The following is an 18,920-nucleotide window of genomic DNA, read 5'->3' on the forward strand; positions in this document are numbered from 1 at the left end:
GAATTATAATTGTTCGATCTCCCTCTCGAAGAGGGCTACGGCCGCCAATCCTTTGTCCACTTTCAAAATAATCACCCGGTCGCCCTTCGCAAGCACCTGGCCGGCATCCGCCCGTATGCCAATGGAACGCATCGTGCCGTGCAGCACGTACTTCATCTCCCCGACGCCGCTCTCCCCGGCAGGAACGCTGACGTACCCGAGCTGGCCCGTGGGATCATAATCCAGCTCCTTCATGCTGCTGTCGTACCGGTTCATCACCCGGGCCAGCAGCGCATACATCAGGCAGCCGAGCACCAGGGCGATCAGTGTGCAGATGATCAGTACCGCAAGCATAGTTAATGTACTGAACCGTGTCATTACATAACCGGCGCCGCCCCACGCCGCAACAAACACCATCAGCGGGAGGATGGGCACGAAACCCGTTCCTCCGGAATCGCCGCCCCCCACATGCATATGGCCCGCCAGCCCATGCCCGTGGAATCCGCCGCTGAGCAGGAGCAGCAGCCCGACCCAGAAGCACACGATAAATACTGTAATGATGGGAATCCCCTCTTTCACGATATCAAATAACCGTTGTTATAGGAATTTATTGTTCTCCTCCAAGCATTCCTTTTACCCTGCAGGGCTTTCGGTTGATGATTGAATCTTACGCCTGTTGCCGTTATATGTAAAACATTGCAAAACGCACAAGAAGCCAAAGGTTGCACCCTCTTCACGAATGAAGGCGCATTCTTTGGCTTACTTCTTAAGCGGAGCTATCATTTGCTCGTTGTTGCTCGTATTTTCAAAACGCTCTAGTTGCCGCTCAATTGCAGCGCCGGACCGAAGAATTCATAATGAATCTGCTCTTCTTTCATCCCCAGCGCGCGCAGCTCACGAATCATCGCTTCCATAAAAGGAACCGGTCCGCACACGTACGCATCGCCGCTAACGTCCACATAAGTCTTCAAAGCTTCAGCCGTAATGACGCCGTCCGGGCCCTCGGAATAAAAGATTTTAAACTTAGCGTTGCTCATCGCAGCGGCGTGCTTCTCCACGTCGTGGCGGAAAGCGGCAAGCGCCTCGTTCCGTGCGGAATGCAGGAAAACCGTCGGCCGGTCCGGCGTGACATTCGCTACCGTCTCGAACATGCTCATCATCGGCGTAATGCCTACGCCGCCGGAAATGAATGCGACTGGCGTAGTTTTGGATGTATCCAGCAAAAACTCGCCGGCCGGCGCGCTGACTTCAACCGTGTCGCCTTCGTTCACTTGGTTGTGAAGATAGACGGAGACAACGCCGTTCGGATCATTTTGCTCTTCACGTTTCACGGAGATGCGGAATTCATCCGCACTTGGCGCTTGGGATAAGCTGTATTGACGGATCATCGTGTATTTTTCGCCGGGAATATGTACCCGTACTGAGATATACTGGCCCGGTTTGTAATCCGGTACTTGGGAGCCGTCCGCCGGTTTCAAATAGAACGAAGTGATATTGGCACTCTCCTGCACTTTGCGGGCTACCGTAAACAGCTTAAAGAAATTCCATCCGTTCTCCTGCTCCCGGGCTTCTTTATACATGTTGTCCTCGACCCCGATGAACGCATCGGCAATGACGCCATACGCCTCACCCCAGGCTCCAAGGATCTCATCCGTTGCCGCATCGCCCAGCACTTCCTTGATCGCCTTCAGCAGAAACTCGCCGACAATCGGGTAGTGTTCAGGCTTAATGCCAAGGCTGACATGCTTGTGCGCGATCTGGACGACGGCCGGAAGTATGTTCTCCAGGTTGTCGATATGGACGGCCGCCGCATACACCGTATTGGCGAGCGCTGCCTGCTGGCGTCCTTGCGCCTGATTGGCATGGTTGAACACATTCAGCAATTCAGGGTGGGCTTCAAACATGTTCCGGTAAAAGACGCTGGTAATGGTTGTGCCGTGCTCGGCTAAAACCGGTGCTGTGGATTTCACAATATCGCGGGTGTGCTGAGATAACATGATCATCGTCCTCCTCATTTTGTACGAATTTAATATATACTAATTTTAAATTTAAAGATATATTTCAAATACCACTTTAACAAAACGGACAATAAATATGATATATTTGTAACATTCATCACATACCATTCCTGGGAAACGGAGCAAACATGCGACTGACCTTATATACGGATTTTTCTCTGCGGATTCTTCTCTATCTCGGAGCCAAACCGCAAACCGAGCTATCAACTATACAGGAGATTTCGCAGGCTTATCAGATCTCCAAAAATCATTTAATGAAGGTCTCGCACGAACTCGGCAAGGCGGGATATATCGAAACGGTAAGAGGACGCGGCGGCGGAATCCGGCTTGCTCGCGAGCCGTTAATGATAAATATCGGAGAGGTTGTACGGCGGATGGAGGACGACTTCTATCTGGTGGAATGCTTTAATGCTACAGGCGGCAGCTGCCCCATCTCTCCGGTATGCGGACTTAAAGGCGTGCTGGGCAAAGCGCTGCAAGCCTACCTGCAGGTGCTTGATGAATATACGCTGCAGGATTTGCTGGTGAATAAGGATGAGCTGCGGAGGATATTGCATTGAAGGGGCCTAACTCAAAAATCCCCCATCGCCAACATCCTCCATGTTACATATATGTAAAATCTAATCCATTGTAATCCCGACTATTCCGATGTATAATTCAAAAACAACGAGTGATAATGCTCACAGACAATGGAGGAGAGAGACAGATGAAAAGAGGGTTATCGGGATTTGCAATTTTAATGGTATTAACATTGTTGATTAGTGCCTGCTCCAGCGGTAACAATGCAGCATCAACCAATACAAACGCCTCTCCGGCGGCTTCGGCTGAAGCTTCGGCCAGCACGGAACCGAAAGACGGCGGCAACCTGATTATCGGAGTCGCTTCCGATCCGCAGGTGCTGAACCCGAACTATGCAGGCGACCGTGTCAGCCTGACCATCGACCAGGCGCTTTACGCGCCGCTGTTCCAGGTGAACAATGGCAAGAAGACCTTTTATCTGGCCGAGAGCCTGACGCCTTCCGCCGACAATCTGACGTATACTTTGAAACTTAAAGACGGTCTGACCTGGCATGACGGCGAAAAGCTGACTGCTGATGACGTCGTATTCACCATCAACAGCATTTTGGACGAGAAGCAAAACAGCTTCCTGCGCGCCAACTTCCTGATCAACGACAAGCCGATTACGGCTACCAAAGTGGACGATCTGACGGTCGAATTCAAGCTTCCGCAGGTTAGCCCGGCTTTTGAAGCGACGCTGGTGCAAGTGTCCCCGATTCCTAAGCATATCTTTGAAAATGAAGCCGACATCGAGAAGAGCACCAAAAATGCCGCTCCTATAGGTTCCGGTCCGTTCAAATTCAAAGAATACAAAGCCGGCGAATACCTGACCCTGGAACGCTTCGACAACTACTTTGGCGGCAAGCCGCATCTGGATTCCGTCACGTACCGGATTGCCAAGGATGCCAACGCGGCGAACCTGGCCCTGCAAAACGGCGAAATCAACGTGCAGTACCTTGATCCGAAGGATGTAGCAACCATTCAGGCCACCAACAACTTCGAAATCCTGCCTTACAGCGAAGGACGCCTGGCTTATCTGATGTTCAACGCGAATAGCGATACCGGCGCCCTGGCTAAAAAAGAAGTCCGTCAAGCCCTGTCCCTGGCCCTCAGCCGCGACGAGCTGATCCAGACGGCTTACACATCCAGTGAATATGCAGATCCGGCGAAGTCCTTCCTGACTCCGGATGCCCTGTATTTTACCAATGACGTAACGACGTTCGACAATGATGCCGCCAAAGCCAAAGAATTGCTGGCAGCAGCCGGCGAAAGCAACCTCAAGCTGAGATACATCGTTCAAAGCGGCAACAAGGCACAGGAAGCCATCTCCCTGTATGTGCAGCAGAAGCTGAAAGCCATCGGCGTGAATGTCGAACTGCAGAACATGGACTCCTCCGCCTGGGTGCAGAAGTTCATCGATCCTAAGGCAACCGACTATGAACTGGCCCTGACCGGTTATATCATGGGTTATGATCCGGATGCTTACCGCATTCTGTTCACCACCGGCGCTTCTTCCAACTATTCGCACTACTCCAATCCGGAAGTCGACAAGCTGCTGAATGAGGGCGCAGGCGAAGCCGATACAACCAAACGTGCCGATATCTATAAAAAAGCGCAGGAGCTCGTAGCCGAGGATGCGCCAATCTATCCTATCGCTTATACTAAGACTGTCGTAGCGATCTCCAAAAACTACGGCGGGATCGATGAAGCGGTCCTGAAACCGGTCGTTATTTTCGAAGACCTGTCCAAAATCTATCAGAAATAAGACGTACAAAATAAGTACGGCAAAAAATAAGCTGGGCTTCCAGCTTATTTTTTTGCCGATCATGAGCTGGGAGAATCACGTATGAGACAACTCATCGTCCGTAGACTGCTGCAGACCCTCCCGATGCTATTTTTCGTATCGGTCGTCTGCTTTGCCATGATTAAGCTGGCCCCGGGAGATCCGGTACTGTCCTTTGTCACGCCTAATATGCATGCCGAGGATATTGAGCGGATCCGCCACAATCTCGGGCTGGATAAGCCGGCCTACATCCAATACTTCATCTGGATCAAAGAATTGGTCCAAGGGAATTTCGGTTATTCCCTGGTGAACCACCAGCCGGTGCTGGGACAAATTCTGGAGCGCCTCCCTGCTACCGCCGGGCTGATGGGCAGCGCGATTGCGCTCGCCGTTCTGCTCGCGATTCCGCTCGGCCTGATCGCCGGCGCCCACCGCAACCGCTGGGTGGATAAGCTGATCAATTTTATATCCTATATCGGGATTTCCGTTCCGTTATTCTGGCTGGCCATCCTGCTGATGTATCTGTTCGCGATTAAGCTGCATCTGCTCCCAAGCATGGGCATGCGCACGATCGGCGTGGATTCGGCGGCTGACGTCCTGAAGCACGGCATCTTGCCCTGCACGGTGCTGGCCTTCGGCTTTCTTGCCACCTATGTGCGTTATATCCGCTCCAGTACGATCGGCCAGCTTAAGGAAGAGTATGTGCAGATCCAGTATGCCTTCGGGTCGAAAAAGTCGACGATCCTGTTCCGCCATGTCCTGAAGCATGTGCTGCTGCCGGTAATTACCTTGCTCGGGATGTCGATGGGCGATCTGGTAGCCGGGGCCATTGTCACGGAGACCGTCTTCTCCTGGCCGGGCATCGGCTCGCTGGGCATGACCGCCGTCCGTGGTATGGATTATCCCGTCATTATGGGGATTACGCTGTTCTCGTCGCTGATGCTGATCATCGGCAACATGACTGCGGATATCCTCTACAGCTTCGTCGATCCGCGCATTAAATTAAAGGGGTGACCTCATGAATCGCAGTAAATGGAATAACTTAAAAGCGGAGCTGTTTACGAACGGTCTGGGCGTCGCCGCGCTTATGATTCTGGTAATCTTTACGCTGGGCGCGATCTTCGCTTTCCTGTCCTCATATGACCCGAATGCCATGGATGCGACAGCCCAGCTTAAACCGCCGGGCGCCGCCCACTGGTTCGGCACCGACGACTACGGCCGCGATTACCTGGCCCGGGCGCTTTATGGCGGCCGCGTCTCGCTGCTGGTCGGCTTCGCCTCCATGATTGTGGCGACCGTCATTGGCGTCGCCGTCGGGGTCATCAGCGGCTATTTCGGCGGCTGGCTCGATAATCTGCTGATGCGGATGCTGGATATTATCATGTCGATTCCTTCCTTCCTGATTCTGCTGCTGCTCAGCGTCTTCCTGAAGCCAAGCGTCGGCAATATCATTATCATCATTGCCCTCCTGATGTGGATGAGCGTTGCCCGGGTCATCCGGGCCGAGACGCTGACTATCAAGGAGCGCGAATATGTGCTGTACGCCAAGGCCTCCGGCCAAAGCGCCTCAGGCATTATCTGGCGGCATATTCTTCCCGGCCTGATTCCGGTTACCATCGTAGGGGCAACCAACAACATCGCATCGGCGATCATGATGGAATCCTCGCTGAGCTTCCTTGGCTTCGGCGTGCAGCCGCCGAATGCTACCTGGGGCAGCATGCTGAACAGCGCCCAGGGCTATATCGCCCAAGCGCCGTATCTGGCGCTGTTCCCGGGACTGATGATTCTGCTGACAGTGCTGAGCTTTAATGTGCTGGGCGACATTTTACGGGTCGGCTTTGAACCGAAGCTGATCCGCCGATAGGAGAGTGAACACATCATGAGTGAACGACTGCTCTCTGTAGAAGATTTGCAGGTCTCGTTCTCTACCCGGGACGGGGAGAACCAGGCCGTCCGCGGCGTCAGCTTCCATATCGACGCCGGGGAGACCGTGGGCATTGTCGGGGAATCCGGCAGCGGCAAAAGCGTGACGGCGAAAGCCATCATGTCCCTGATCACCCCTCCAGGCAAGATTACCTCCGGGACAATTGAGTTCCATGGCAGAAACCTGGCCGGACTGCCCGAGAAAGAATGGCGCAAACTGCGCGGCAACCGGATCGCGATGGTCTTTCAGGACCCGATGACCTCGCTTAATCCGGTTAAAAAGATCGGCCAGCAGTTAACCGAAGTCATCCGCAGGCACCGCGGATTAAATAAAGCTGCAGCCTATAAGGAAGCTGCAGAAATGCTGCGCCAGGTCGGCATCCGTGATCCGGAGCAGCGGCTGAACCAGTATCCGCATGAGTTCAGCGGAGGCATGCGCCAGCGTGTGATGATTGCGATGGCCCTCTCCTGCCAGCCGGAGCTGCTGATCGCCGACGAGCCGACTACGGCGCTGGATGCGACGATTCAGGCGCAGATTCTGGACCTGTTCAAGGAACTGAAGGGCCGGTCGGATACGGCTGTCGCCCTGATTACCCACGATCTTGGAGTCGTGGCGCAGGTCTGCACCCGCGTCATCGTTATGTACGGCGGACTGGTGATGGAGGAAGGCAAGGTAGAAGATATTTTCTACCGCCCGCAGCATCCTTACACCCAAGGCCTGTTGCGCTCGATTCCGAAGCGCGGCGGCGGCTCGCGCGAGCGGCTGATCCCGATCGAAGGCACCCCGCCCGATCTGCTGGATCCGCCCCCGGGCTGTCCGTTCATGGAGCGCTGCCCGCATGCCTTTGAGCGCTGCAGCCAGCGTCCCCCGGTGACCGAGCTGTCTCCGGGACACCGCTCCATGTGCTGGCTGGCCGAAGGTGCACAGCAGCCGCTGGCTGCCGCTGCAGAAGGAGGATCCGCCGGTGAGTGAGAATAAGATATTGGTAGACGTAAATAACCTGAAAAAGCATTTCTCCAAAGGCAAGGACCTGCGCGGACGCGATACCTCCGTGCTGAAGGCGGTGGACGGCGTCAGCTTCCAGATCCGCCGCGGCGAGACCTTCGGGCTGGTCGGCGAATCCGGCAGCGGTAAATCTACCGTGGGCCGCTGCCTGCTGCGGCTGTATGATTACACCGGCGGCGAAGTGTCGTTTGACGGACAGCCGCTGGGCCGCCTGGGCGAGAAGCAGCTGAAGCCTTTCCGCAGACGCATCCAGTCGATCTTCCAGGACCCCTACTCCTCGCTGAATCCCAGCCTGAACGTGCTGGAGCTGATCAGTGAGCCGATGAAGATTCACGGCGTATATCAAGGCGACGAGCGGAAAGAAGCAGTCGCTGCGCTGCTTGAGAAGGTAGGGCTGAAGCGGGAGCATCTATACCGCTACCCTCATGAATTCAGCGGCGGGCAGCGCCAGCGGATCTCGATTGCCCGAGCGCTGTCGGTCAAGCCGGAATTCGTTGTCTGCGACGAGCCGATCTCGGCGCTGGATGTCTCGGTTCAGGCTCAGGTCGTCAACATGCTGGAGGATCTGCAGGCCGAATTCGGGCTGACCTATCTGTTCATCGCCCATGACCTGTCGATGGTGCGGCATATATCCGACCGGATCGGCGTGATGTACGGCGGACGGCTGGTGGAAGTAGCGGACAGCGATGAGCTGTACGACAATCCGCTTCATCCGTATACCAAAGCGCTGCTCTCCTCCATCCTGGAGACAGACCCGATGAAAGCGACTGAGCGTATCCAGCTGGACGGCTTCTCCGTCTTGCGCGGCGAAGGCGAAGCGGCGAAATTGCAGGAAGTAAGTCCAGGCCACTATGTGGCCTATGATTTCAAGGAATAAACGGGAGGTTAGGATAATGACGGAAACAGTGAGCAAGGTTAAATTGTCGCAATGGGACGCGCTTCTGCTGGAGTCGCTGCGCGGACTCGGCTGGTCTGACGAGCAGCTGCTGGGAATCACCTCCGCAGCAGAGCTGCCGGTAGATAACAGTCCCTTTGAATTTGACTATCAGGAGCTGGCTTCCTTTGCCGCCCAGCAGCCGGAAGCATTCCGGCAGGCCGTAACGGAAGGCTACCAGATCAAGTACAATACGATCCGCGGCATTCGCAGCTGGATCCTAGTCGCGCTCGGCATCGAGCCGAAGCTGGAATTGGAAGAAGGCAAAGAAGCTGTGGAGGTATCCTTGACGGCTCAGCAAAAAGAACGCGTAGCCGAAGTGTTGTCGTTCGGCTGGCAGATCACCGGCGAGCCGGCTGGCCCGCAGGACAATGGCGTTTACCGGATCGAACCGATCCAGCGGTAACGATATAGCAAAGCAGCCCCCCGGTATATTTCGGGGGGCTGCTTTTTCGTACGTGCTTCTATGAACACTAACATACCGAAACGGCGCTTTAGAATGCGTAATAGACTTCCTTCCCATCAAGAAAATCGCGGCAGAGCGTGCTGCAAATTTTTGCGGAATGCTCTTTAATCCAGCCGTTTCGTCCGGGATCGTTTATAAAAAATAGATAACTAATGAAAATATCCATGAATATTTGTCCTTCGATATACCGGCCGGATTTCCTTCGGCTACAATGACATTGCCATACTGAAAATCGGCATGGATATTTCCCCAGGCGTTTGCCCTTGAATCTAGCTCTGCCGACTGCTCTTTGACGATAGACAATACGCTTTGGATAACTTCATAATCATCTGGAGTGAGGATCCCTAGACTTATTCCCTGTTCAAGTTCAATTAATGCCTCATCAATCCTATTGGAGTCGTATATCGGCCTGCTTAACTTTAGAGGAATTAAGGTCCGGAGAATATATGTAATTCAGCTAAATATTCACCTAATTTATAAATGATCTGATCTATGTTTTCTTCGTCTGGCGCCAGTGTCGAGCCATCCATCCATTCAAGAAGAGTTGCATATGTGGGGCCGAATCGTTCAGAGATATATTCCGTAACCAACGCCCCATCTTGATTTACAATCGGCCGCTGTACTTTCAAAGTGCCTTTTTTATCAACTTCTCTAAGAAAAACCATTTCCGACTCTAATCCGGCCCGTGTATGCTGCAATCCGGATAACCCATCTGATACCGGCCTATGAATTCGTAACAAGTAACTTCTGTCGTCAGAGCTATTTTTCACTCTAAAAGTAATGTTTTCATTGTGCCTAATGAATTCAATAATTGGATCAATGAACGAATAGTGCATGAGCGCTTTCTCAGCTTCGACTATCACAATATCATCTCCTCATAATGCTCATGTAAACAATGTCCAAAAGCGAAGAAGACGCCGAGAAAGTTGCCTGGCGTCTTCCATAGCTAATCCAAGTATGAGTGGCACTCCGTTATCCTTAACCTTGAGCTGCATCCGCTTTCATGTAATTGATTGCCCACATATGGCCGTCCAGGTCCTCGAAAGCCCAATGATACATGAACCCATAATCCTCAGGTTCTTCGTACGACTTCCCGCCCAAGGAGACCGCCGTATTTACGATTTCATCCACCTTTTCTTGACTCTCGAAGGCCAATGCGATCGTCATTTGTGCATACTTTTCCGTATCCACGGCTTCCTTCTGCGTGAGCGACTTTAAAAGTTCTTTGGTGAACAGCATGACCTGCAGATTGTCGCCGATCACGATGGCTGCCGACTGCTCATTCTCGGGGAATTGCGGGTTAAGCTCGAATCCGAGGCCAGTGAAGAACACCTTCGATTGTTCTACGTTGGTTACAGGCAGATTGATGCTCGTGAATGTGGACATTAACGCCATTTTTGAACACCTCGTCGTCAAATTGGTTTGTAGTCATTGATGTCTTCGTTAATCAAACCCAGTATATCAACGAACTTCTCAACGTACCAGCGTTACATGTAAGCCCGATTCTGTTTGTCGATTCACAATGAACTGTTCTGTGAAAATAAAGTATTAGACTAAAATCGTTGATTTAACAACGTATTTGAATTGAAGAATTCCCGTTAGTCAATTAGCACGCTTTCTTTTATTCGAACATTCAATCGTATATAATTAATTAACATCGGCTAAAGGAGACTAAATTAGTGAACTCAATTGATTTAATTCTTCTAAATTTCAATGAAGTACGAAGAAGAAGTATCAAAGTTTGGACATCTATTCCTCAAGAAAAACTAATATGGAAACCCGATAACGAAGCAATGACTTGTATAGAGATGATTAGGCATGTTTTAGAAAGTGAATATTATTATCATCTAGCTATCCAAAATCGAGGTAGCTTGGCAATATTTGATTCTCCTTTCGAAAAACAACCTTTTTCTACCGTAGATGCAGAATTGAAATTTGCAGAACCATTTAGAAATCACTTCTTAGAAACTATTAAGTTATTTTCTGAAGAGGATTTAACAAGTATTAAAATTGATCGTTCAGATTCAGGTTATATAAGAAGTTTGGGTGACATGTTACTAAGAATCGCCTATCATGAATCAGTCCATACCGGCCAATTGCTCGATTACTTAAGAACAGCAGGGATTCCAAGAGTGCGTGTTTGGGATTAATCTATCTCACAGGTGTTATCACTTAGGTGATACACCTTTTCTTTTTTTTAGATACTACGCATTTTGCGTCAAATGCTACACCAAACCTCCACTTATCTTATTCCACTTTACTGCCAGGTAGCTGAATGAAGTGCCCGCCAGTCTATTACTTTATTCTCTTTAAATATAAACCTCATATCGAGTCTACTCCCCCCCGCCCATCTTCAAAGCTGTCCGATCTGCCTGTTATGCAGCCGTACCGGCGATTCATTTGTTCTGTACGGCTTGTCATGCCGGAATCGGGTGGACCCGCAAAAAATAAGCCGAACATTATAGGATATCATCCTTAATGTCCGGCTTACTCTAGTTGTGTTTCCAAGCTTTATTATTGTCTAAAAAGCTGAAAAAGCTATATTTCCTCTTACTCGACCGTAACGCTCTTTGCCAGGTTCCGTGGTTTATCCACGTCATGGCCAAGTGCCAGGGAAGCATAGTATGCCAGCAATTGCAGCGTAACTACGGACAATGCGGCGGTAAGAACCGGCAGCGTCTTAGGAATCACAAACGCTTGGTCAACCGATTTCAGCAGGTCGGTCACATGCTCTTCGTGGGTGATGGCCAGAACGTCTGCGCCGCGGGCCTTCACTTCTTTGATGTTGCTGACGGTTTTCTCCAACACGGACTCTTGGGTCGCCAGGGCAATTACCGGAACGCCTTCTTCAATGAGCGCCAGGGTACCGTGCTTCAATTCGCCCGCAGCGTAAGCTTCGGAGTGAATGTAGGAGATTTCTTTCAGCTTCAGCGAACCTTCTTGGGCAACTGCGTAATCTACGCCGCGGCCGATGAAGAACAGGTGTTTATGCTCGGCGATTTGCTCGGCATAGTCTTTGATTGCCGCTTTTTGCGCCAGGATTTCTTCGACTTGCTCCGGCAGAGATTGCATGGCTGTCAGAATCTCAGCCACTTGATCTTCGGTTTGCGTGCCGCGCACTTCGGCCAGATACAGTGCCAGCAGCGAGAATGCGATCAGCTGGGAAGTATAAGCTTTGGTGGAAGCAACCGCGATTTCCGGCCCAGCCAGGGTGACGAGCACACTGTCGGCTTCACGGGCGATGGAGCTGCCTACTACGTTAGTTACAGCCAGCACATGCGCACCGTTGGCATGGCCTTCGCGCAGCGCTGCCAGCGTATCGGCAGTTTCGCCGGATTGGCTGACTACGATTACCAAAGTTTCCGGCGTTACAATCGGTGCACGGTAACGGTATTCGGAAGCAATGTCATTTTCGACCGGAATCCGGACGATGGATTCGATCAGGTTACGTCCAACGAGGCCAGCATTGTATGCTGTACCGCAAGCCACGATCTGGATGTTGCGGATGTTCTTGATTTGTTCTTCGGTCAGATTCAGCTCAGGCAGAATCACCTTGTTGCCTTCAGCGTTCATACGGCCGCGCATCGTGTCGCGGTATGCCTTAGGCTGCTCGTGGATTTCTTTCAACATGAAGTGCTCGTAGCCGCCTTTTTCCGCTGTTACGGCATCCCAGTCGACAGTAATCATTTCCCGAGAAATAAAATTGCCTTCAATCGTCATCAGTTCGACAGCATCCCGTGTCAACACAGCCATTTCGCCGTCGTTCAAAATATATACGTTACGGGTGTATTCCAGCAGAGCCGGAATATCGGACCCGATAAAGTTTTCGCCTTCGCCAAGACCGATAATCAGCGGGCTCGCTTGACGCACAGCCACCAGTTTATCCGGCTCGTATTCGGTTAATACGCCCAGCGCAAACGCACCGCGCATGAACGTAATAGCCTTTTGTACCGCTTTAACAATGTCTCCATTGTACTCGCGGGCAATCAGGTGAGAGATGACTTCGGTGTCAGTTTCCGACGAGAAGTGGCATCCGGCAGCCATCAGCTCTTCTTTGAGCTCCAGGTAGTTTTCAACAATGCCGTTATGCACGACAGAGAATTTTTGGCTTTCATCCGTATGCGGATGCGAGTTCGCGTCCGAAGGTTTGCCGTGGGTCGCCCAGCGGGTATGCCCGATGCCGGCGCTGCCTGTCAGCGGAGTCGTTTCCAGCCGCGATTCCAGGTTGGCCAGACGTCCTTGCGCCTTCACGACTTGCAGACCTTCTTTGGTGAACACGGCGATGCCCGCCGAATCGTAACCGCGGTACTCCAGCTTCTTCAAGCCTTCCACCAAAATCCCCTGCGAATTCTGACTACCGATATATCCCACAATACCACACATAATAATTTCCTCCGTCCAATTTATCGTAGTATGGCGGCGTGAGGAAAGAAACGTGCCGTGCGGCAAGTTCAGGAGAATTTGCAGATATTCAATTTTCCAATGCTTATGGCAAGCTTATCGCTTAAGGTAAACATCGCTCATGAAATGTACAGTCTTCTCCCCTGCCGCGGCCAACCGTTTCCGGTTTTCCGTCGTACGCACACCCATGAATAGTTGATTCTCATTGCACCCACGAAAGTATTGTCCGAAAAGTTGCCCTTTCGTTTTCCGCTTTCGTTTACGGCTCTGGTGCATCACCGGGAGGTCCCCGCCGAACATTCCGAACACCTCCACCTCGTCAGCTTAACTTGCCGTGATCCGGATCCGCTTGCGGCCAACAACGTGGCTGCAGCTTCTCCTTCTCCCCCGCGCGAAATCAAGCTCTGGCGCTTAAATGTGTGAACCTTACGATCCTCGCTTTCCTTCTGGAATGACACTTAGTCTATTATATGCACCTGACATCGCTTTGGCAATGCCGTTCTGAGCATATTTGTGAAAAAGCCGGCGCATCTTTTCATAACTCCCGGATGCGCCGGCCCTACACTATAAATGTAAATTAAACTAATTCGCGCTGCACGACTTCAACAATCTGTCCGACGTACAGATCGAGTTCTGTTTTGTCCGGTCCTTCCGCCATCACGCGGATGAGCGGTTCGGTGCCCGATGGGCGCACGAGCACGCGGCCGTTGTCGCCGAGCTTGCTCTCCACTTCGCCAATGGCGGCTTCGATCGCCGGATTGTTCGGATAATTGGTCTTGTCTTGAACGCGTACGTTCACCAGTACCTGCGGATATTTCTTCATCATCGATTTCAGCTCGCCGAGCGATTTGCCCGAGGCTTTCATCGTCTCCACGAGTTGAATCGCAGTAAGAATGCCGTCACCGGTCGTATTGTAGTCGAGGAAAATGACATGGCCGGACTGTTCGCCGCCCAGATTGTAGCCGCCGCGGCGCATTTCTTCCATGACGTAACGGTCGCCGACCGCGGTCTTGGCGGTATTCAGCGACACCTTCTCCGCCGCTTTATAGAAGCCGATATTGCTCATGACGGTCGAAACGATCGTGCTGTCCTTCAGCTTGCCGGCACGGTTCATCGCATCCCCGCAGATGAGCAGGATGAAGTCGCCGTCAACTTCGTCGCCGTTCTGGTCGATGGCAATCAGGCGGTCCGCATCTCCGTCAAAGGCCAGGCCAAGATCGGCGCCGGAACGCAGCACCTCTTCGCGCAGCTTCTCTGGATGCGTTGAGCCTACCCCGTCGTTGATGTTCAGGCCGTCCGGCTCTGCGCCGATAGCGATCACTTCGGCGCCAAGCTCGCTGAACAGGCGCGGAGCCAGTTCATAGGCTGCGCCGTGCGCGCAGTCCAGTACAACCTTCAGCCCGTCGAAACGATGGGCAATCGTCGTCTTCAAATAGTCGAGATACAGATATTTCGCATCGTTGTTAACTGTTACAGTACCCAGTCCGGCACCTACCGGACGCGGCAGCTCATCCTGTTCCGCATCCATTAGTTCTTCGATACGCAGCTCGGTTTCATCGGTCAGCTTAAAGCCGTCGGCGCCAAAAAACTTGATGCCGTTGTCTTCCACCGGATTATGCGACGCCGAGATCATGACACCGGCATCGGCTTTGAGCAGCCGGGTGATGTACGCAACGGCCGGTGTGCTCAGTACACCGAGGCGGATGACTTCCGCGCCGATCGACAGCAGGCCGGCAACCAGTGCCGACTCCAGCAGCGGGCCGGAAATCCGCGTATCCATGCCGATTACGACTTTCGGTTTCTCTACATTGCTTGTAAGAACGTATCCCCCGCAGCGGCCGATGCTGTAAGCCATCTCCGCCGTTAATTCCTTATTTGCCACTCCGCGCACGCCATCGGTGCCAAAATACTTTCCCATTCTTATTCTCCCTCTTCTTACGCTTCGTTAGCTTAATAAATTATTGTATGAACGATTTCAACTTCCGTGTGCCTAAGCCCGCTAATCCTCAAGCTCCGCCGCCATTCCCGTCGGTTCCGGCCGCGTCACTGCTTGGCCCTGCGCCGTCCGTCGCCGGCGGGGCAGTTGCCCCGGAGTTCCCCGGCAGCTCCGCACCGCCTCCGGGGTTAAAGACGCCGTCCACGCTCGGCTCGGGCGTGACCGCTCCGCTCGCCGCGTCCGTGGCCTCCGGCGTCGTCGTCGCGTCCGGTGAGCGCAGCTCCACCGTGACCGTCTGCCGCTGCCCGGGATTCTGCAGCGAAATGAATCGCGGCAGCGAGATCTGCAGCGGCAGCTGATGGATGCCGGCCGTCAGGCCGCCGGCATCGGCTATCACGCTGATGCTGTCCTGATCCAGCTGGTCCAGCAGCGTAGGGGCGCCGGATACCGTCAGGCTAACGGTGGATCCGGCAGCATCGGTGATCGCGGCATGGAGTCCGCTCGCTACGCCTTCCAGCTTGATCGGAATATTGTCTATCGTCCGCTGGCCGATTTCGGCTATCGAGACCGTGACATTGATGGTGCCGGGATCAATCTTGGACAGACCGTCCGGCGGTTTCAGCTCCAGCTTCGTCTGCTGCGTTCCGGCCGCGTCGAACTGGCTCAAATCGAGCGTAGCCTGATAGGAAGATACGCCGGCCAGCGCAGCATCCGTGCCGTATACGGTCACCGTATCCTGCTCGGGCGTAACGCGAGCCAGCACCAGCGAACCGGGCAGCTGGCCGGTAAAGCCAATATCCAGCGGCAGCGTTTTGTAAGGCAGCGTAATGGGCAGCTCTACAGACGCGGTTGCCGGACTGATAACCGCGTCCTTGATTTCGTTGCCATCGCTGTCATATGCGTAGAGCTTCAGCTTTTTCTCCTTGACCGTCTCGTTTTCGCCGTCCAGCTCCATGACACCCTGAACCTTGGCGACCTTTCCAAGCTCACTGGCCGCCAGCGTCACCTCTGCCGTAGCCGGTTCAATGACCGGCGTGCCCAGCAGATAACCCTCCGCCGGAGCGCCTTTGGTGATCAGCTCAATCGGGAACGACTTCGAATTGCGCAGTTCGATATGTACCGTAATATCCTGCGGATTCATCGACTCCAGCGTTACGCCGCTGGGCAGCGAATAGGACAACGGCAGCGTGTTTTCGCCGGGCTGCACGTTGCTCAGGTCCAGCATGACGCGGTATGCGTCGGAAAATTTGAAGTTCAGATCGGATTTTTTCCCCCTGACCTCCATCTGTACGCTATCGACCGATAGCGGGTCCATCACATATTTTTCTTCATCCAGACCGGTCAGCTCGATCTTAACGTTCTCGATGATCTTCGAGGTCGTGCTGACGGTCGTCTGGCTGATCGGCTCGGTATCCACATGCACAATCGTCCATAAAATAATCCCGAGAGCGAGGGCCAGAATTTTGTTGAAGTTGTTGTTCTTCATCCATTTATCCATTGTTCCCCCTGCCTCTCCATTTCCAGAACGCGCTGCTCTTCTCCTTCAAAAGCGAGCTTGTCCGCAGTTCCTCATACAGCTTCGAGATGAGCGACTCTTCTTTGATGTCGCGCACGATCTGCCCGTTGATCGCCAGAGAGATTTGTCCCGTCTCCTCGGACACGACCACGGATACCGAATCCGCGACTTCGCTGATGCCGATAGCGGCCCGGTGCCGCGTACCCAGCTCCTTGCTGATAAACGGATTCTCCGAAAGCGGCAAATAACAGGCGGCCGCGGCGATTTGCCCGTTTTGCATGATCAGCGCACCGTCATGCAGCGGCGTGTTCGGGATAAAAATGTTGATCAGCAGCTCCGAACTGACCACGGACCGCATAGGAATGCCGGATTCCGTAAATTCGTTCAGCCCCGTCGCCCGTTCGAATACGATCAGCGCGCCGATTTTACGCTTGGACAAATAATTGACGGCCTTAATGACTTCGCCGATCAGCTTACTGACTTCCTCATCGTTCTCCGACGTCCGCCCAAAAAATTTCCCGCGGCCCAACTGCTCCAGCCCCCGCCGCAGCTCCGGCTGAAAGATGATAAATATCGCGAAGATGCCGAACGTGAACATCTGGTTCATCAGCCATTTCAGCGTATAGAGGTCAAGCAGCGTGCTGAGCGCCCAAATGACGACAAGCACCATAACCCCCTTCAGGAGCTGGATCGCGCGCGTGCCCCGCACCATATTGAGCGCTTTGTAGATGATATAGCTGACGATCAGGATGTCGATTATATCTTTAATGGATTCTTTCCATGTTAACTCGGTAAAATAGCTCATGCCCAAACCCCCGTCATTTATATTAGCTGGGTTTATGTAAAATGTCTGTAAGATCGTTTCTTTCTTAGGTTATAACGTTCAGGCCCCGGTTGCAAGTTTGACGCCGGCAATGCGCGAAAGTTCCGCAGACAACAAAAAGGCGCCATCTTTTCGGAAAAAGAGGCGCCGGCGTCTTCTGCCAAAAACTACCTTGCGTGCTAACGGTAGGCTACTTCTGAGAACATGTTTGTCACTTTATACCAGATCCAGCTTACCGCCTGGTCTATACTTTTGACTTGACCCGAGATGTGGGCTGTCGAAGCCTGATACAGGGAACCGTCGATCACAGTCACATTGCCGTCCACTTCGCCGTATACCTGCGTTTTCCCGTTCTCCACCGTCAGATCGCCGGATACGATATTTCCGGAAGGTACGATGACCGTATCTCCTTTAATGACCACTTGATCAAGATCGCTGCCTCTGACGACAAGCTGCGTATTCTGGTTCCAGAACGATGCGAAGCTCATCAGCATGACCACGATAAATACCGAAGCCGCAGTAAGCGCGGGATGGCGTTTGATCCAGGTGACCATAAAGCGTTCCTTCTTGGATTTCGGCAGTGCGCCCATAATCCGGTCCACGATATCGTCCGAAGCGACCGGGGTCTGGTGCATCAGGGAAAACATCAGCATATCGGTTTGTTCCAATTCTTTGAACGTTGCACGGCAATCCGGACAGGATAGAAGATGCTCCTTCAATTCCCTCTGCTGCAGATCGGGCAAGTCGTCATCCAGGTAATCATGCATCATAGAGACGGCCAGTTTGCATTCCATAGGAGCCAATCCTTTCATCATGTGCTATTTCGTTATCCCCGGATACGTGATGTAGGCAGGGCTCTTCAAAACTTGTTCAACTAACATACGCAGCGAAAACAGAGGCGTTTCATAAAAAGGTAACAAAAAGTTATAATTTCGGGCCCAATTTTTTCCGCAAAAATTCCCGGCCGCGATGGACCCGCGTTTTGATCGTCGTTACAGGCATGTCGAGCACTTCGCTGATCTCCTGAAGGGACAAATCCTGCAAATATCGCAATATCATCACCGACCGGTATTTCACCGGCAGGCTGTCGATGGCTTCATAGATCAAACTTTGCGTTTCCGATAGCAGCAGCTCCGTCTCCGGCGTCACATTGTCGCTTGGAATCATGGAGTAGCCGTCGATGCCTTCCTGGTCGTTCATCTCGGCATCCAGCGAGTATGTCGGCTTCCGCTTACGCAGCCGGTCGATGCACAGATTGGTGCCGATCCGGTAGATCCAGGTCGAAAACTTCTGTTTGTCGTCATAGCGGTCCAAATTTCGGAATACGCGCAAAAACGTCTCCTGAACGATATCCTCCGCTTCATGGCGGTTGTTCAGCATCCGGTACGCCAAATGATATATTTTGTCTTTATACAGTTCCACAAGCTCGGCAAATGCTCTTTGGTCGCCCTTTAAGGCGAGTTTGGTCAATCTGCCTTCCAGATTCTCCACCTGTTAACTCCCCCAGACTTGTACAAGCAATTAAATCGTAATTCATGTCAGGGTAAAAATCAATAAATTCCTGGATACATCCTTAA

Annotated in this window: 18 protein-coding genes; 8 read left to right on the forward strand and 10 right to left on the reverse strand. The window is 52.6% G+C overall.

All coding sequences use genetic code 11. The features are described from left to right. Window positions 1–3 precede the first annotated feature (3 nt). The gene (locus tag BMW84_RS21305; RefSeq protein ID WP_139209665.1) at window positions 4–558 is read right to left on the reverse strand and encodes an NfeD family membrane protein; all 555 of its coding nucleotides are present in this window, start codon (window positions 556–558) and stop codon (window positions 4–6) included. A 236-nt stretch (window positions 559–794) separates the two neighbouring features. Beyond that, on the reverse strand, window positions 795–1,994 hold the full coding sequence (gene hmpA / locus BMW84_RS21310) for an NO-inducible flavohemoprotein (protein WP_302848108.1): 1,200 nt from the start codon (window positions 1,992–1,994) through the stop codon (window positions 795–797). Between the two features lie 131 nt (window positions 1,995–2,125). Here hmpA and BMW84_RS21315 point away from each other — a divergent pair, with 131 nt between their 5' ends. From BMW84_RS21315 to BMW84_RS21345, 7 genes are all read left to right on the forward strand, one after another. Next, window positions 2,126–2,557: an RrF2 family transcriptional regulator gene (locus tag BMW84_RS21315; protein ID WP_091071838.1), complete on the forward strand. Its 432-nt coding sequence runs from the start codon at window positions 2,126–2,128 to the stop codon at window positions 2,555–2,557. Between the two features lie 146 nt (window positions 2,558–2,703). Further along, window positions 2,704–4,320, forward strand: coding sequence for an ABC transporter substrate-binding protein (locus tag BMW84_RS21320; protein ID WP_091071839.1), 1,617 nt, complete (start codon window positions 2,704–2,706; stop codon window positions 4,318–4,320). A gap of 81 nt (window positions 4,321–4,401) precedes the next feature. Then, window positions 4,402–5,352 carry an ABC transporter permease gene (locus BMW84_RS21325; protein WP_091071841.1) on the forward strand — a complete coding sequence of 317 codons (951 nt, stop codon included), beginning with the start codon at window positions 4,402–4,404 and terminating at the stop codon, window positions 5,350–5,352. 4 nt (window positions 5,353–5,356) lie between these two features. Then, complete coding sequence (locus BMW84_RS21330; protein ID WP_091071843.1) at window positions 5,357–6,202, forward strand: ABC transporter permease; 846 nt, start codon at window positions 5,357–5,359, stop codon at window positions 6,200–6,202. 15 nt (window positions 6,203–6,217) lie between these two features. Beyond that, a complete protein-coding gene (locus BMW84_RS21335) occupies window positions 6,218–7,234 on the forward strand; it encodes an ABC transporter ATP-binding protein (protein ID WP_091071845.1) in 1,017 nt (338 codons plus the stop codon). Next, on the forward strand, window positions 7,227–8,144 hold the full coding sequence (locus BMW84_RS21340) for an ABC transporter ATP-binding protein (RefSeq protein ID WP_091071847.1): 918 nt from the start codon (window positions 7,227–7,229) through the stop codon (window positions 8,142–8,144). The genes BMW84_RS21335 and BMW84_RS21340 overlap by 8 nt, the downstream gene beginning before the upstream one ends. Window positions 8,145–8,160: 16 nt before the next feature. Beyond that, entirely contained in the window at window positions 8,161–8,607 is a 447-nt protein-coding gene (locus BMW84_RS21345; RefSeq protein WP_091071848.1) for a hypothetical protein, read from the forward strand. A gap of 488 nt (window positions 8,608–9,095) precedes the next feature. On the opposite strand, the gene BMW84_RS21350 is transcribed toward BMW84_RS21345, so the two are convergent. After that, window positions 9,096–9,530: a phosphotransferase enzyme family protein gene (locus BMW84_RS21350; protein ID WP_091071850.1), complete on the reverse strand. Its 435-nt coding sequence runs from the start codon at window positions 9,528–9,530 to the stop codon at window positions 9,096–9,098. A 115-nt stretch (window positions 9,531–9,645) separates the two neighbouring features. Continuing rightward, entirely contained in the window at window positions 9,646–10,062 is a 417-nt protein-coding gene (locus BMW84_RS21355) for a VOC family protein (RefSeq protein WP_091071851.1), read from the reverse strand. Between the two features lie 284 nt (window positions 10,063–10,346). Here BMW84_RS21355 and BMW84_RS21360 point away from each other — a divergent pair, with 284 nt between their 5' ends. Continuing rightward, complete coding sequence (locus BMW84_RS21360) at window positions 10,347–10,817, forward strand: DinB family protein (protein WP_091071853.1); 471 nt, start codon at window positions 10,347–10,349, stop codon at window positions 10,815–10,817. 400 nt (window positions 10,818–11,217) lie between these two features. On the opposite strand, the gene glmS is transcribed toward BMW84_RS21360, so the two are convergent. From glmS to sigW, 6 genes are all read right to left on the reverse strand, one after another. Next, a complete protein-coding gene (gene glmS / locus BMW84_RS21365) occupies window positions 11,218–13,050 on the reverse strand; it encodes a glutamine--fructose-6-phosphate transaminase (isomerizing) (RefSeq protein ID WP_091071854.1) in 1,833 nt (610 codons plus the stop codon). Between the two features lie 595 nt (window positions 13,051–13,645). Then, window positions 13,646–14,986 carry a phosphoglucosamine mutase gene (glmM, locus tag BMW84_RS21375; RefSeq protein WP_091071858.1) on the reverse strand — a complete coding sequence of 447 codons (1,341 nt, stop codon included), beginning with the start codon at window positions 14,984–14,986 and terminating at the stop codon, window positions 13,646–13,648. Between the two features lie 88 nt (window positions 14,987–15,074). Continuing rightward, window positions 15,075–16,502, reverse strand: a complete 1,428-nt coding sequence (locus BMW84_RS21380; RefSeq protein ID WP_091071860.1) for a CdaR family protein — start codon at window positions 16,500–16,502, stop codon at window positions 15,075–15,077. Next, the gene (cdaA, locus tag BMW84_RS21385; protein ID WP_091071862.1) at window positions 16,495–17,325 is read right to left on the reverse strand and encodes a diadenylate cyclase CdaA; all 831 of its coding nucleotides are present in this window, start codon (window positions 17,323–17,325) and stop codon (window positions 16,495–16,497) included. Before cdaA ends, BMW84_RS21380 begins: the two co-directional genes overlap by 8 nt. A gap of 197 nt (window positions 17,326–17,522) precedes the next feature. Further along, entirely contained in the window at window positions 17,523–18,137 is a 615-nt protein-coding gene (locus tag BMW84_RS21390) for an anti-sigma factor family protein (RefSeq protein ID WP_091071863.1), read from the reverse strand. A gap of 130 nt (window positions 18,138–18,267) precedes the next feature. After that, complete coding sequence (sigW, locus tag BMW84_RS21395) at window positions 18,268–18,834, reverse strand: RNA polymerase sigma factor SigW (RefSeq protein WP_091071865.1); 567 nt, start codon at window positions 18,832–18,834, stop codon at window positions 18,268–18,270. Between the last annotated feature and the right edge of the window lie 86 nt (window positions 18,835–18,920).

The sequence above is a fragment of the Paenibacillus sp. NFR01 genome (genome assembly GCF_900111565.1).
Taxonomy (GTDB): Bacteria; Bacillota; Bacilli; order Paenibacillales; family Paenibacillaceae; genus Paenibacillus_AQ.

Coding starts and splice junctions, on each gene's coding strand:
- hmpA (WP_302848108.1), bottom strand. CDS start 1,994: ATGAGGAGGACGATGATCATGTTATCTCAGCACACCCGCGATATTGTG.
- BMW84_RS21315 (WP_091071838.1), top strand. CDS start 2,126: ATGCGACTGACCTTATATACGGATTTTTCTCTGCGGATTCTTCTCTAT.
- BMW84_RS21320 (WP_091071839.1), top strand. CDS start 2,704: ATGAAAAGAGGGTTATCGGGATTTGCAATTTTAATGGTATTAACATTG.
- BMW84_RS21325 (WP_091071841.1), top strand. CDS start 4,402: ATGAGACAACTCATCGTCCGTAGACTGCTGCAGACCCTCCCGATGCTA.
- BMW84_RS21330 (WP_091071843.1), top strand. CDS start 5,357: ATGAATCGCAGTAAATGGAATAACTTAAAAGCGGAGCTGTTTACGAAC.
- BMW84_RS21335 (WP_091071845.1), top strand. CDS start 6,218: ATGAGTGAACGACTGCTCTCTGTAGAAGATTTGCAGGTCTCGTTCTCT.
- BMW84_RS21345 (WP_091071848.1), top strand. CDS start 8,161: ATGACGGAAACAGTGAGCAAGGTTAAATTGTCGCAATGGGACGCGCTT.
- BMW84_RS21355 (WP_091071851.1), bottom strand. CDS start 10,062: ATGGCGTTAATGTCCACATTCACGAGCATCAATCTGCCTGTAACCAAC.
- glmS (WP_091071854.1), bottom strand. CDS start 13,050: ATGTGTGGTATTGTGGGATATATCGGTAGTCAGAATTCGCAGGGGATT.
- glmM (WP_091071858.1), bottom strand. CDS start 14,986: ATGGGAAAGTATTTTGGCACCGATGGCGTGCGCGGAGTGGCAAATAAG.
- BMW84_RS21380 (WP_091071860.1), bottom strand. CDS start 16,502: ATGGATAAATGGATGAAGAACAACAACTTCAACAAAATTCTGGCCCTC.
- cdaA (WP_091071862.1), bottom strand. CDS start 17,325: ATGAGCTATTTTACCGAGTTAACATGGAAAGAATCCATTAAAGATATA.
- BMW84_RS21390 (WP_091071863.1), bottom strand. CDS start 18,137: ATGGAATGCAAACTGGCCGTCTCTATGATGCATGATTACCTGGATGAC.